This window comes from Paraburkholderia sp. RL17-373-BIF-A (genome assembly GCF_046030175.1).
In the GTDB taxonomy this organism is placed as follows: Bacteria; Pseudomonadota; Gammaproteobacteria; order Burkholderiales; family Burkholderiaceae; genus Paraburkholderia.
In genome coordinates this window covers 24,783-37,650 of record NZ_JARESO010000004.1, presented here as the reverse complement: position 1 = coordinate 37,650, position 12,868 = coordinate 24,783, and the positions used below count along the sequence as shown (strand labels likewise).

Annotated in this window: 13 protein-coding genes; 2 read left to right on the top strand and 11 right to left on the bottom strand. The window is 64.7% G+C overall.

Annotated features, from left to right (window positions below; genetic code table 11):
• Window positions 1-6 precede the first annotated feature (6 nt).
• The 5 genes from P0D80_RS06000 to P0D80_RS05980 form a co-directional block, all read right to left on the bottom strand.
• The gene (locus P0D80_RS06000) at window positions 7-1,065 is read right to left on the bottom strand and encodes an NADH-quinone oxidoreductase subunit B family protein (protein WP_132374316.1); all 1,059 of its coding nucleotides are present in this window, start codon (window positions 1,063-1,065) and stop codon (window positions 7-9) included.
• A gap of 337 nt (window positions 1,066-1,402) precedes the next feature.
• On the bottom strand, window positions 1,403-2,458 hold the full coding sequence (locus P0D80_RS05995; protein WP_408282024.1) for a HoxN/HupN/NixA family nickel/cobalt transporter: 1,056 nt from the start codon (window positions 2,456-2,458) through the stop codon (window positions 1,403-1,405).
• Between the two features lie 135 nt (window positions 2,459-2,593).
• A complete protein-coding gene (locus P0D80_RS05990; protein WP_408282021.1) occupies window positions 2,594-2,986 on the bottom strand; it encodes a copper resistance CopC family protein in 393 nt (130 codons plus the stop codon).
• Window positions 2,987-3,001: 15 nt separating this feature from the next.
• Window positions 3,002-3,898, bottom strand: a complete 897-nt coding sequence (locus P0D80_RS05985) for a hypothetical protein (protein WP_408282019.1) — start codon at window positions 3,896-3,898, stop codon at window positions 3,002-3,004.
• A gap of 106 nt (window positions 3,899-4,004) precedes the next feature.
• Entirely contained in the window at window positions 4,005-4,457 is a 453-nt protein-coding gene (locus P0D80_RS05980; RefSeq protein ID WP_408282016.1) for a DUF2946 domain-containing protein, read from the bottom strand.
• A 264-nt stretch (window positions 4,458-4,721) separates the two neighbouring features.
• On the opposite strand from P0D80_RS05980, the gene P0D80_RS05975 reads away from it, so the two are divergent.
• Window positions 4,722-6,074 (top strand): TAXI family TRAP transporter solute-binding subunit, encoded by a 1,353-nt coding sequence (locus P0D80_RS05975; RefSeq protein WP_132374312.1) that lies wholly within the window; start codon window positions 4,722-4,724, stop codon window positions 6,072-6,074.
• Window positions 6,075-6,234: 160 nt separating this feature from the next.
• On the opposite strand, the gene P0D80_RS05970 is transcribed toward P0D80_RS05975, so the two are convergent.
• On the bottom strand, window positions 6,235-7,029 hold the full coding sequence (locus P0D80_RS05970; RefSeq protein ID WP_408282013.1) for a ProQ/FinO family protein: 795 nt from the start codon (window positions 7,027-7,029) through the stop codon (window positions 6,235-6,237).
• A 224-nt stretch (window positions 7,030-7,253) separates the two neighbouring features.
• Here P0D80_RS05970 and P0D80_RS05965 point away from each other — a divergent pair, with 224 nt between their 5' ends.
• A complete protein-coding gene (locus P0D80_RS05965; RefSeq protein ID WP_132374310.1) occupies window positions 7,254-8,165 on the top strand; it encodes a LysR family transcriptional regulator in 912 nt (303 codons plus the stop codon).
• A gap of 32 nt (window positions 8,166-8,197) precedes the next feature.
• On the opposite strand, the gene P0D80_RS05960 is transcribed toward P0D80_RS05965, so the two are convergent.
• From P0D80_RS05960 to P0D80_RS05940, 5 genes are all read right to left on the bottom strand, one after another.
• Window positions 8,198-9,574, bottom strand: a complete 1,377-nt coding sequence (locus P0D80_RS05960) for an MFS transporter (protein ID WP_408282010.1) — start codon at window positions 9,572-9,574, stop codon at window positions 8,198-8,200.
• Between the two features lie 93 nt (window positions 9,575-9,667).
• Window positions 9,668-9,847, bottom strand: coding sequence for a hypothetical protein (locus P0D80_RS05955; RefSeq protein WP_408176530.1), 180 nt, complete (start codon window positions 9,845-9,847; stop codon window positions 9,668-9,670).
• Window positions 9,848-9,949: 102 nt separating this feature from the next.
• Window positions 9,950-10,756, bottom strand: coding sequence for an enoyl-CoA hydratase/isomerase family protein (locus tag P0D80_RS05950; RefSeq protein WP_310815005.1), 807 nt, complete (start codon window positions 10,754-10,756; stop codon window positions 9,950-9,952).
• A gap of 4 nt (window positions 10,757-10,760) precedes the next feature.
• Window positions 10,761-12,338 (bottom strand): AMP-binding protein, encoded by a 1,578-nt coding sequence (locus tag P0D80_RS05945; RefSeq protein WP_408282007.1) that lies wholly within the window; start codon window positions 12,336-12,338, stop codon window positions 10,761-10,763.
• A complete protein-coding gene (locus tag P0D80_RS05940) occupies window positions 12,331-12,852 on the bottom strand; it encodes a (2Fe-2S)-binding protein (RefSeq protein WP_408282482.1) in 522 nt (173 codons plus the stop codon). The genes P0D80_RS05945 and P0D80_RS05940 overlap by 8 nt, the downstream gene beginning before the upstream one ends.
• Window positions 12,853-12,868: the final 16 nt, after the last annotated feature.

Genomic DNA, 12,868 nt, shown 5'->3' with positions numbered 1-12,868 from the left:
GCCCGCTCAGCGACGGTAACCGGTGGTGAGTTCCGAACGGTTATGACGCCATTTCGGCTCATCGTTGAGCGTGTTTTTGGTCAGCTTGCGCAAGCTGCGGATCAGCGGGCCATAGCTCCTGATCAGATTCGACGACAGCACCGCGCCGGGCGGCTCGTCCATGAACGGCATGAACTTGTCTGGGAAGCCCGGCATCGTGCAGCCGATGCAGATGCCGCCCACGTTCGGGCAGCCGCCGATGCCCGCCATCCAGCCGCGCTTGGGCACGTTGCATTGCACGACCGGTCCCCAGCAACCGAGCTTGACGATGCAATTCGGGCTGCCGTATTCGGTCGCGAAGATCGCCTGCTCGTACGAACCCGCCCGGTCGCAACCGTCGTGCACGGTGCGGGTGAACAGCCACTTCGGCCGCAACGCGTCGTCAAGTGGAATCATGGGCGCGAGGCCCGCGAGCTGATACAGCAGATAGAGCAGCGTCTCCATGAAGTTGTCCGGCTGCACCGGACATCCCGGCACGTTGACGATCGGCAGGCCCGCTTTCGACTTCCAGTCCCAGCCGAGATAATCGGCGAGACCCATGCAGCCGGTCGGGTTGCCCTGCATCGCGTGAATGCCGCCATACGTCGCGCAGGTTCCCGCGCCGACCACCGCCAGGGCGCGCGGCGCAAGCCGGTCGAGCCATTGCGGAATCGTGATCGGGTCGCCCGTATCGGGGTCGGTGCCCAAGGCGGCCCAATAGCCCTCGCGATTGATCCGCTCATTGGGTATCGAGCCTTCCATCACCAGCACGAAGTTGTCCAGCTCGCCACGCGCGGCCTGATGAAACGGCTTGAGAAACTCGTCGCCGTTTTCATACGCCAGCACGGGATTGTGTAAATGGACCTTCGGCAAGCCGGGAATCGCGCCGAGTATCACGTCCTCGATACTCGGCTGGGTGGCGGCGGTAATGGAGACCGAATCGCCGTCACAGCCGAGGCCCGCGGTGATCCAGATGATGTGCACTTCCTTGAGGGCCGGCGCGTGCTGAGTCTTGCGCCCATAGGGGACGTTGTCTGCTTCTGCCATGATGTGTCTCCACGACGTTCACGTTCTTTTGGACAAACAAAGATACGTGGCGAGCGCCGCACGGCAGTCACGTGTCCAGCAATCGATCAGGGATAATTTCCGCGTGGGGAGCGGTTAAAAAGATCGGATTTGCTGCATGTTTTCGTTTGAATGGTGCCCACCGCAATGAGCCCGCAAAACTTTTTCGAGTATAGGTCAGCGATTCGGAATAACCCAATTTTCATAGCTTGTTCGCGAAGCTTCGCGCGCCGCGATAGCCGCATCCACACGCTCTATTCAATTCTCTGACGATAGCTCTTAAGGGTTTGCGCCAAACTGATCTGCCGTGGCGCGCCAATCAGGAACGGATCTCCATCTCCCCGATTCGCTGCCATTTGTAGACCGCCACGGACAATAACCAGGCGGCCGCGAATACGCCGACGATCGCATAGCCGAGCATGCCGAAGTTATCGTTGAGAACCGCCACCGCCTGCCAGAATCCGCCATTCAGATGCAGCTTGTCGGCTACCAGCCCAAGCCCTTCGATGCTGCCGACCAGCAACGCCACCAGCACCGAAATCGTCGTGATGGTGAGGTTGTAGTAGAGCTTGCGGACCGGCTTCACGAAGGCCCAGCCGTAAGCGCCCAGCATGAGGATACTGTCGGTGGTATCGATCAGCGTCATGCCCGCCGTAAACAGCACCGGGAACACGAGGATCGACCAGATCGACATGCCTTGCGCGGCGCCCGCCGCGGAAATGCCGAGCAAGCCGACTTCGGTCGCGGTGTCGAAACCGAGGCCGAACAGAAAGCCGAGCGGATACATGTGCCAGCTTCGTGTGATCAGGCGGAACAGCGGCCGGAAGAGGCGTGCGAGAAAACCGCGATTGGCGAGCAGCATGTCGAGATCTTCGTCGACGTAGGGCTCGCCGCGGCGCACGCGCCGAAACGCACGCAGCACGGAGCGCAGCACGACGAGGTTCAGTAGCGCAATGGCGAACAGGAAAAACGTCGACACGAGCGTGCCGATCATGGCGCCCGTTTCCCTGAATCCGCTCAGCCGGGTTTGCAAGGCCATCGCGGTGACCGCAATGCCGAGCGTGGCCAGTACGACGATGGTGGAGTGGCCGAGCGAGAACATCAGCCCTGCCGTGAGCGGACGCTGGCCGGACTGCATGAGCTTGCGCGTAACGTTGTCGATGGCGGCAATGTGGTCCGCGTCCACGGCGTGCCGCAAACCGAGCGAGTAAGCCAGTAGACACGAGCCCATCAGCAGCGGATAGCCGCGAAACGCCATGAAGGCCGCAAGCCACGCCGCGAGATTAAAAGTCAGTAGCAACGCGTAGAGCCACGCGATCCGCCGGCGCTGATGGCCGGGCACCACTGCCGGGAACGCCTTCACGAACTCCGTCATGTGTTCTTCTCCCCGGAGCGAAGGCGAAGGCGGCTGCTTTGCACAGCCAGGCGCGCGAGGCGTCTTTTCGATAATAGACCTTTTCACACGCTGCGCCATCGCTCGATGGATGACGCAGCGCATCACCGCTTCAGGCTATTTCACATTGAACGCATAGTCGCCATGCGTGCGATGTCCGTCCGACGCCACGGCCACCCAATGCACCGTGTAGTGACCGGCCGCGAGCGGCGGCAGCGGCACGGCGATGAGCGCCGGCTGATGCTCGTCGACCGCGGCCTTCTGCGTGTTGACCTGCTTGCCGCTCGCGTCGGTCACCGTCAGCGAACTGAACGCCGCTTCGAGCGGCCCGTCGAAAATCACCCGCACCTGCGCGGGCGAGGCCACCGTCGCGCCCGCTCCCGGCTCCTGCTTTTGAGGGAACACGTGAGCGAAGGCCGCGCTCGCGAGCGCGAGGCCGCCGCACAGCGCCGCCAGTTTCGCCACGGCGTTAGTGCCGCGCAAACGGCGGCGTTTCATCGTGCCATTCATCATCACTCTCCTGCGTTACTGGAACAGCGGCTTGCCGATCGTGGTCGGCGCGACATCGTCGAAGAAAATATGCGCCTGCACCAGAATGCCCACATGCGAGCCGCTCGCACGATTGATCGGGATTTGCGCCTCGACGCCGAACTGCCCATAACGGTTGATCCAGATAAAGCCCGGATTGACCGTGCCGGTCGTCTGCCCCTGGCTGCGCGATAGCGGAATTTCCACCAGCGGAATCAGGTTGGCGAACGGCTGCGGCAGGCCGACATCGCGCACATGCTGTTGCAGATACGGCAAGCTGTACTGCACGGTGAAGCCGTAATTGAAGGCGTTTGGCTGTCCCGCGCCGGTGGTCAGCGCCGGTCCCGCTTCGCCCGTGATGGCGATCGGCCGCAGATACGCCAGCGAATCGGGCAGATCGCCCATGCCCTTGCCGGCAAAGATGGTCGGCGAGATGGTCGAAAAGTTGTCGGCGATCGCGCGGCTGCCCGTGCCGCCGAGTTCGGCATCCACACCGACCGAGGTCATGAATTCGTGCGCGTCGTTGACGTACAGCAGGTACTTCAAGCCAACGCCGAAGTTGTCGAAGCCGTGCGCCCGCGGATTGTTCTGCATTGCATATGTGCCGTCGACGGACACCGCGAGCCGAGGTGTGATCAGCTTGTCGTATTCGAAGTCGAAGGTGTTGATGCTCTGGTCGCCGTTGTCGCCCGGCACGCGTTGATGGCCGAACTGAAGGTTGGCTTCGTCGCCGACGCCGGGGTCGTCGACGGCCATCGTCGACGGGAAGACGCGGTTGCCCGCAATCGCGTGAGCGCCGGCAAGCGAAGGGGCGCACAACAATGCGCCGGCAGTGGCCGCGAAAAGCGCCGCCGCGCGCAGCGGTTGCCTGCGGGGCGTTGTGTGGGTAAGCATGATTCATCCTGTTTCATGGGTCGTGACAATGCCGGCGCGCGCAGCCGATAGGGACGCGCGGCGGCAACCGCGATGCATTCGATGCATCGCGCCGTGGTGACTCGAATCAGGATGCGGACGGAGGTGCCCGGGGTTGAGCGAAGGTGACCGGTTCGACGCGGCGCACGCTCTCGAAGCGGGTCGCGACAGTGTGCTGCACGGCGCGGACGGTGACGACGAACAGTGCCTCGACGCTCGGCATGGCCGGCATGTGGGCGAGCAGGCTGCAATAGCCGCAGAGGTCGCCGTCGGACATGGCCGTGTGGTCGGCGTGTTTGTCGCCTGCTGGATCCGGCGCGCTCGACGTGACCGATGTCGCGTCCAGCGTGTCGTCCTGCATCGAGTCCATCGAGTCCATCGAACCCATGGACGCCATCGACGGCATGTCGCAATGCTCGGCTGACATGCCGCTTTCATCGCTGCGTGCGGCGAGCGTGTGCGAGATCGTCGGAGCGAGCGTGGCCATCAGGATCGCGAACAATCCCAGCCAACTGCCGATCTTCCGATAGAAACGACTCACGATGCGCCCGGCGACACGATGAGGAAGCTGTCGCGGATTATGCCACGGTCGATACCGCATTCCGGTCCTGATGCGGCAGTTATGTTGGGCATTTCACTCATGCACCACGCATGCAGCGCACGTCTTCGAAGGAGCCGCGCGGAGGGCCCGCGTCGCCAACCGGCAAGAGCTTCGCGACCGCCCGGTCAATAGAGCAAACTGCCGACGCCAAACCCACCGCGGACGGTGGACAATGCGATCATCCCGGCTCGGCACGGAGTGTCCATGAAAGCGCAGCGCCCGCGTCCCCCGCACTTTCCTGGCGAAGAGCCGCATGCCGAGTGGCGCGACCACACCCTGCTCTATGTCGTCGTGGCCGGGGTCATCATCCTGATGGTCACGCTGGCCGTCTGGCTGGTCGATCCGGCGCCGCCCAAGACGATCACCCTGAGCGCCGGTCCGCACGACAGCTCGTTTCTCGTCGCCGCCGAGCAGTACAAGAAAATTCTCGCCCGCAACGGCATCAAGCTGAACGTGCTGGAGTCCGACGGCTCCGTGCAGAACCTGCACCGTCTGCTGGACCCGAAAGAGCGCGTCGACGTCGCGCTCGTGCAAGGCGGCGTCGCCGACGGCCTCGACACGTCGTCGCTGATGTCGCTCGGCAGCGTTTTCTATATTCCTGTGGTGGTGTTCTATCGCGGCACGGGCCTGAGCCAGCTTTCGCAACTGGAAGGCAAACGCGTCGCGGTGGGCCGCGAAGGCAGCGGCACGCGGCTGCTGGCGCTCAAACTGCTGGATGCGAACGGCATCGAGCCGGGTGGCGACACCACGCTGGTGCCGAGCGACGGCATGCAGGCCGCCACCCAACTGGTGGCGGGTGACGTGGACGCCGCGATCCTGAACGGCGACTCGGCCACGCGCGGGCTGATGCTGCGCCTACTCAAGGTGCCCGGCGTGTCGGTGATGAACTTCGCCGAAGCGAACGCGTATACGCGTCTCTTTCCCTATCTGGACCAGATCGACCTGCCGGCCGGCGTGCTGGATCTGAAGCGCAGGATTCCGCCCGAAACGGTGCATCTGATCAGTCCGACCGTCGAGCTGGTGGCCCGTACCACGCTGCATCCGGCCATTTCCGATCTGTTGATCGAAGCGGCGCAGGAAGTGCATGGCATGCCGGGCCTGTTGCAGCGCGCGGGGGAATTTCCGAGTCCCGTCGCGCGCGAATATCAGATCAGCGAAGACGCGCAACGCTACTACAAGACGGGCAAAAGCTTTCTGTATCGCACGCTGCCGTTCTGGCTGGCGAGCATCGGCGACCGCACGCTCGTTCTGCTGCTGCCGATGGCCGTGCTGCTGTTCCCGGCCATGCGCCTGATTCCGGCGCTCTATCGCTGGCGGGTGCGCTCGCGTATCTATCGCTATTATGGTTCGCTGATTGCGATCGAACGCGGTGCGCTCGCCGATTCGACCGACGAGGAGCGCGCGCGGCTCTTCGCGGAACTGGATCAGATCGAGGATTCGTTGAATCGGCTGCGCATGCCGCTCGCTTACGCCGACGCGTTCTATGTGCTGCGCGAACACGTCGGCTTCGTGCGCAGCCGGCTGGGGGCTGCGTCGCGGCTAGGCAGCCACCCCTAGGCGGGGTGGCGGGTTTTGCCCTTTTCGGGTGACGTGAGTTGGGCGGTTCGGCCGGAAGCTGCGTGGGAGCCTTCTGGCGCGGTTTCGTGCCCGGTGTCCTGCACATTTTCGTGTGCGGTGTCACCGATCAGCCGGCCGGCTCGTCGAGCCGGCCTACGCCTTACGCCTTCGCTTCGCCGTCCTGCGAAGCCGTGGCGGCCTCGGCCGGCGCATTCGCTGCTTCGGCAGTGGCCTGCGTGGTTGCTTCAGCGGGCGCTTGCGTGGCCGCTTCAGCGTTCGGCTCCGCGGCTGTCTCGGTGGACGCTTGCGAGGCTACTTCAGCCGTCGCTTGCGTGGCCGTCTCGCCGGCCGCATTCGCATTCGCGCTCGCCGCACCGGCTGCCGCCTTCTGCGCACCCCTAGCTGCGCGATGCGCCTGCAGACGCTGCGCGCCCGCGGCTTCCTGCGCCGTGACCTTGCCCGCCTCGGCGCCCGTCAGATCGACGCGAGCCGCGCCTTCCACGAGACATTTCCAGTAGCGGCTGCCACGGCACCACGTCTTGATCGCGTCGCGCAATTCCGCTTCGCTCAACGACAGGTCCTTGGCGTGCACCACCAGGTCTTCGAAAATACCGACCTTGAGCGGCAGCTTGGGCGCCGGATTCTTCGGGAAGGCAATGGGGAAGCGCTTCTGCAGCCGCCCGATCGATTTCACCACCGGATCCACGGGCTTCGCGTCCACCGCCGGTTTGGCGTCGGACGCGGCTGCGGGCGCGGCACGGCGCGGCGGCGCGGGCTTGCGGGCAGGCCTCGCGCCCGGCTTGGACGCGTCCTTTGCAGCAGGCTTGGAAGCGTCCTTAGCGGGCTTGGAAGCGTCCTTCGAAGCAGGCTTGGCGCCGGACTTCGCGGCAGGCGCAGCCTCGCGGCGAGCCGCGGCCAATTGCTTCTTCAGTTCAGCGAGTTGTTCGAAACCCATAGCGCACAATCAATCGAGAAAGACGAGATTGTAGCAGCGTAAGGAAACACGCTCGTGACGACGCCGCGAGCCGCGCCGCGCGGGGCTCCGTGCGGGGTTGCGCGAGTGTTACCCTGTAGGCTCGGCGCGGCACGGTTAAACTCGATGTTTGCGGCCCTTCCCGCCCCCTTCCGGCCCCGTCTCCGCCCCCTTTTTGTCCCTTCCCGGCCCCGCTCCCGCGCTTCATGGACCTCAAGCAAATCCAGTATTTCATCGCGCTTTTCGAAGACGGCTCCGTCACGCGCGCGGCGAAACGGCTCAATATCGTCCAACCCGCGCTCAGCATGCAGATTTCGAAGCTCGAAACCGAATTGCGCCAGAAACTCTTCGAACGCGGGCCGCACGGCATGACGCCGACCGACGCGGCGCGCCAGATGTATCGCCTGTACACGCCGATCATGCGCGACATCGAACGGGCGCGCGACCAGTTGAGCCGGCAGGATGCGATCGTCACGGGGCGGGTGTCGCTCGGCATGGTGTCGTCGGAGGCGGAAAGCGTGCTGCCGGAGTCGCTCGCCAGATTCAACGCGATGTTCCCGCAGGTCGAAGTGTCGGTTGCCGACGGCTTCAGCGCGCAGTTGATCGACGCGGTCGAAGCCGGCCGGCTGGATGCGGCCATCATCAACAAGCCGCGCGGGCGTCTCACGCTCGACGTGGTGCCGTTGCTCGACGAGGAAATGGTGCTGGTGACGAGCGCCGCGCTCGGCCCCGACCTGCCGCCGACCGTCGATCTCGCGAAACTGGCCGGCATCGAACTGGTGCTGCCGACCCGCCGCAATGGCTTGCGCGGCGTGCTGGACGCGGCGCTGCTGGCCGCCGACGTGGTCATCAAGCCGAAGTTCGAGATCGACCTGCTCAACACCATCGTGCAGTTCGTCGAACAGAGCGGCGTCGCGACGATCCTGCCGCGCGTGGTGGTTCAGCGCAAGGTCGACGAAGGCGTGCTGTGCGCGCGCGCCATCGCGTCGCCGCCGATCGTGCGGCACATCATCCGCGTGAGCCATCCGAAGCGGCCGATCGGGCCGGCGGCGCATGCGCTGATCGATATCATCGGCGAGGAGATCCGGCGTGTGACTACCGGTGTCCCCGCCGGCTGAAACGTCGCCAGGCCACCCGCCCAACCCGCGACCTAAACCGCCTCGCGCACGGGCCCCTCCTCAAGCCTCCCACGCGTTTCCGGCACGACGAACGCGCCGATCAGGAAAATCACGCTGATCGCCCCGACGAAGATCGCCAGCGTCATCGGCAACTCGCTCGCGTCTTTCGCCACCAGGGAGACGGCGGTCGGCATTATCCCGCCGATCGCGAAGCCGATGTTCCAGGAAAGCCCCGTGCCGGTCGCGCGAATCGCCGTCGGAAACCGTTCGTTCAGGAAGATCAGGACCGGCGCGTAGCCGGCACTGCCAAGCGCGCTGAGAATCACCGCGTACACGCCGATCATCGTGATGCTTTGCGCCGTGGGCAGCAGCAGGAACAGCGCGGGCAACGCGAACAGGCGAATCAGGCCGAGCCAGATGAAAGCGCTCTTGCGCCCGATGAACGTGCTCAGATGCCCCGCCGCAACCGACGCGATCACCACCGCCACACTGCAGATCAGCAGGATCGCCGCCGCGGCACCGTTCGGAGCGTGGCTCACCACCTTGAGAAAGGTCGGCAGATAGCCCGAGGTCAGGTAATAGCCGCTGCCGCCGCCGATGGTCAGCAGCAGGTTGACGAACAGAATCGAGCGATAGTCGCGGGAAAACAGCGTGCGCACCGGCGAGCGCACGATTTCGACGGGCGCATCGAGCTTCTGCGCCGCGGCCTTGGCGGCCTTCTCGGCGGCGAGCTTCTTCCACAGCGGCGACTCTTCGAGGCTGCTGAAAACGAACAGCCCGAGCACCGAACTGATGATGCCGGTGAAGAACATGCAGCGCCAGCCCCACACATCGAACGATGGGCCGGGGAACAGCGCCGACATCGCCAGATACGTGAGCGAGGCGAGCAACGCGCCGAGGCCTGCTCCGCCGCCGCCGATCAGCCCCGACACCGCGCCGCGATATTTCGGCGCGACCGATTCCGTGCCGATGGTATGCGTCGACGCCACCACGCCGCCCACGAACACGCCCTGCACGAGGCGCAACACGAGGAACAGGATCGGCGCGGCGAGGCCCACCTGCATGACGGTCGGCAGCACGCCGAACGCGGCCGTGGAAAGACCGACGCCGACCACCGCGATGATCATCGCGCCCTTGCGTCCGTGGCGATCCGCATAGGAGCCGAACCATGCCGAGCCGAGCGGGCGCATCAGCAGCGTCACGGCAAACGACGCATAAACCGCGGCGAGCGAGAGCATCGCGTGTTCGGACGGGAAGAACAGCCGCCCCACCACCGGCGCGACGAACAGCAACACGAACAGATCGAACAGATCCAGTGCCCAGCCGAGGCACGAGGCCATTACCGCACCCATCACTTGCCGCTGGTCTACCGCGGGCAAGGCGGCGCCATTTTGCGCTGCTACGGACATCGTCATCTCCTTGACTGTCAGCGGGCCGTCTCTCGATCGTCCGCGTTTGTAGGCACGCTCTCTTGCGCGCGCTCTTGGTGGTGTTAAGAAACCTTATGGCGAGGCCGCGGTGAGCGGCGCCGTATTCGATGCTGCGTTTGCCTCGCGCCGCGCGAGCATCGCGTCGGCGATTTTTTCGGCCATCGTGATAGCCGGGACAATGAAGTCTTCGAGCGCGCCCGACTCGGCCAGCAGCGCGGACATGCGTTGACCCCGCGTGAAGAAACGCTCCATCCCCCTGTCTCCTTTGTCGACCGGAGTTAGCGCTTTAGCGCTTACTCCGATCCCATGCAACCTGGCCGCTGTCTTCCCATTCGCCGTCGTGCGGCGGTCGCATTAACTTCCGCGAAACACCGGCTTGCGTTTGCCGTGAAATGCCTCGACGCCTTCGCGGAAATCGTCGGAAGTGCGCAGACGGCTATAGCAGTGCCCTTCGAGTTCGATCGCGATCGACAGCGGCGCGTCCTCGGTGTCGTTGAGCAGCTTCTTCGCGGTGCGTTGCGCGAGCGGCGAGAACGCGCGCAGCTCGTCCACCAGCGCGTCGGTCGTGGCTTCGAGTTCCGAGTCGGCCACGCACTCGACCGCGATGCCCCACTCGTAGGCCTGCTTGCCCGGAATGCGGCGCGAGCGCATCACGATGTCCTTGGTGCGGCCGATGCCGACCATCTGCTGCAAACGGGCCGAGCCGCCCGACCCCGGAATCTGGCCGAGCTTCTGTTCCGGCAGCGCGTAAAAAGTGGTGTCGGTGGCAATGCGGAAGTCGCACGCGAGCGACAGTTCGAAGCCCACGCCGAAACAGAAGCCGCGGTTGGCGGCGATCACCGGCTTCGAGCAGCGCGCGGGCGCGGCGATATTCCAGGCAAGCTTCGACACGGTTTCCGGCGATGCTTCGAGAAAGCCCTTGATGTCGCCGCCGCTCGAAAAGTGCTCGCCCTTGGCGCGCACCACGATCACGCGCACGCGCGGATCTTCGTCGAGCGCCTCGAAAGCCGCGCGCAACTGGTCGCGCGCATGCATCGAAATCACGTTCAGCGGCGGCCGGTGCAGGATGATGTCGGCCCGCTCGCGTTGCGCGTCGATCTCGATGGAAAAGCCGTCGAGATCTTGCAGCAGGCTCTGGCCGCGGTGGGTCAGGTCGGTCATGAGGTTACTCCTTGGTGGTTTCCGTGTGAGGTGCAATGGATTCGCCGCGTGTGTCGCGTTGGTACTCGCCCGCGGACAGCTTGCGGCGCAGGATCTTGCCGACCGGCGACTTCGGTATGTCGTCGACGAACACGTATTCGCGCGGACGCTTGAAGTTGACGAGGTCGGAGGTGCGGCAGTGCGCATCGAGCGTGTCGGCGTCGACGTAATCGCGGCGCTTGACGAAGGCGACCACGCGCTGGCCCCAGCGCTCGTCCTTAACGCCGGCCACCGCGACTTCGTCGACCGCGGGATGCAGCGACAGCACCGACTCAATATCGACCGGCGAGATGTTCTCGCCGCCGCTGATGATCATGTCGTCGACGCGGCCCGACACGTACAGGTCGCCTTGCGCGTCGAAGAAACCGGTGTCGCCCGTGAAATACCAGCCGTCGCGCAATGATTTGGCGTTCGCATCGGGACGGTTCCAGTAACCTTCGAAGGCTTCGTCGCCGAGCAGGTCGGCGATGATCTGGCCTTCCTCGCCCACTTGCGCGAGGTCTTCGGGCGTGTGGGCGTCGAGCCTGACGACGCGCAAACGCGTGTTGATGCCCGCGCGCCCCGCACTGCCCGGCTTGCGCGTGGCGTCCTGATCGATGCTGAAGGTGTAGACCTCGGACGAGCCGTAGTGATTGACGAACAGTTCCGGTTCGAACGCCGCCGAGAGGCGCTTGAGCAAACCGTCGTTCATCGGCGCGCCGGCAAAACCGAGCTTCTTCACCGTCGACGTATTGATCGACGCGAAAGCCGGATCGGCCAGCAGATCGTGATACAGCGTCGGCACCAGATAGAGACACGTGAGCTTGTGCTGCGCAATCGCATCGAGTGCGAAGCGCGCATTCCAGCGGCGCACGCAGACGAACAGGCCGTCCACGAGTGCCATCGAGAGCAGCGAGCGCACGCCCATCGTGTGATAAAGCGGCATCACGCCGAGCGTGCGCTCGCCGTGGCCATACAGATTCTGCGCGACATGCGCGAGCGCGGCGGCGCGTTCATGACGATGACGGCGCGGCACGCCCTTCGCCTTGCCGGTGGTGCCCGAGGTGTAGAGAATCAGCGAGTAGTCGTCGGCATTCGCGCAGGTGTGCCCGGCGTTCAGCGCGTCCGGCGTGCTGTGCGCCATCAGTGTTTCGAAGCTCGCGGTGCGGCCCTGCGCGTCATCGAGACCGATACGCGGCAGACGTTGCGCTGCGGGACTCTGCGCGACGGCATCGGCGCAAACCGGTTCGTACACGATGGCCTTCACACCGGCATCGGTCACGCAGTATTCGAGTTCATCGGGTTTCGCACGCCAGTTCAGCGGCACGATCACCACGCCCGTGAACTGGCAGGCCCAATGCAAGGTCGCCATTTCCCAGCGGTTTTGCAGCACCACCAGCAAGCGGTCGCCATGCGCGAGGCCCAGGCCGCGCAGACCTTCGGCCACCTTCATGATCAGTCGATGCCACTGCGCATATGTCAGCGTCAACTCACCGTCGACGAGCGCGAGTGCATCGGGGCTGCGTTCCACGCTCTGCAGAAAGGTTCGGCCGAGGTCAAGCATGAGCGGCCTCCACGGTCTCGCCAGCCGTCTTGCCTTGCCGGCGCCGCGAAGCCACGTCGAGCACCGCGGCGACGATCGGCGTATAGCCCGTACAGCGGCACAGATGGCCCGAGAGCATGTCGCGCACCTGCGCTTCGCTCGGATCGGGCACGCGCTGCAGATAGTCCGCGCACGACATCAGAATTCCGGCCGTGCAGAAGCCGCACTGCAACGCGTGGTGACGCTGGAACGCCTGCTGCAAGTCTCCGAGTTTCATGTCGGACGCGAGTCCCTCCACGGTGTCGATGCAGCGTCCCTGCGCCTGCACCGCCAGCATCAGGCACGAGCGTCCCGCCACGCCGTCGACGTGCACCGTGCACGCGCCGCACACGCCGTGCTCGCAGCCGACGTGCGTGCCGGTCGCGCCCAGTTCGTGACGGATGAAATCCGATAGCAGTTCGCGCGACTCGCAATAGCCGCTGCGTTCACGGCCATTGAGCGTCAGCGTGACGCATTGCCGTTCGCCCTGCCGCATCACGTGCACGACGTTG

Excerpts from the sequence above, each read along its gene's own strand:
- P0D80_RS06000 (WP_132374316.1), bottom strand. The coding sequence starts at position 1,065 with ATGGCAGAAGCAGACAACGTCCCCTATGGGCGCAAGACTCAGCACGCG.
- P0D80_RS05995 (WP_408282024.1), bottom strand. The coding sequence starts at position 2,458 with ATGACGGAGTTCGTGAAGGCGTTCCCGGCAGTGGTGCCCGGCCATCAG.
- P0D80_RS05990 (WP_408282021.1), bottom strand. The coding sequence starts at position 2,986 with ATGAATGGCACGATGAAACGCCGCCGTTTGCGCGGCACTAACGCCGTG.
- P0D80_RS05985 (WP_408282019.1), bottom strand. The coding sequence starts at position 3,898 with ATGCTTACCCACACAACGCCCCGCAGGCAACCGCTGCGCGCGGCGGCG.
- P0D80_RS05975 (WP_132374312.1), top strand. The coding sequence starts at position 4,722 with ATGAAAGCGCAGCGCCCGCGTCCCCCGCACTTTCCTGGCGAAGAGCCG.
- P0D80_RS05970 (WP_408282013.1), bottom strand. The coding sequence starts at position 7,029 with ATGGGTTTCGAACAACTCGCTGAACTGAAGAAGCAATTGGCCGCGGCT.
- P0D80_RS05965 (WP_132374310.1), top strand. The coding sequence starts at position 7,254 with ATGGACCTCAAGCAAATCCAGTATTTCATCGCGCTTTTCGAAGACGGC.
- P0D80_RS05960 (WP_408282010.1), bottom strand. The coding sequence starts at position 9,574 with ATGTCCGTAGCAGCGCAAAATGGCGCCGCCTTGCCCGCGGTAGACCAG.
- P0D80_RS05955 (WP_408176530.1), bottom strand. The coding sequence starts at position 9,847 with ATGGAGCGTTTCTTCACGCGGGGTCAACGCATGTCCGCGCTGCTGGCC.
- P0D80_RS05950 (WP_310815005.1), bottom strand. The coding sequence starts at position 10,756 with ATGACCGACCTGACCCACCGCGGCCAGAGCCTGCTGCAAGATCTCGAC.
- P0D80_RS05945 (WP_408282007.1), bottom strand. The coding sequence starts at position 12,338 with ATGCTTGACCTCGGCCGAACCTTTCTGCAGAGCGTGGAACGCAGCCCC.
- P0D80_RS05940 (WP_408282482.1), bottom strand. The coding sequence starts at position 12,852 with ATGCGGCAGGGCGAACGGCAATGCGTCACGCTGACGCTCAATGGCCGT.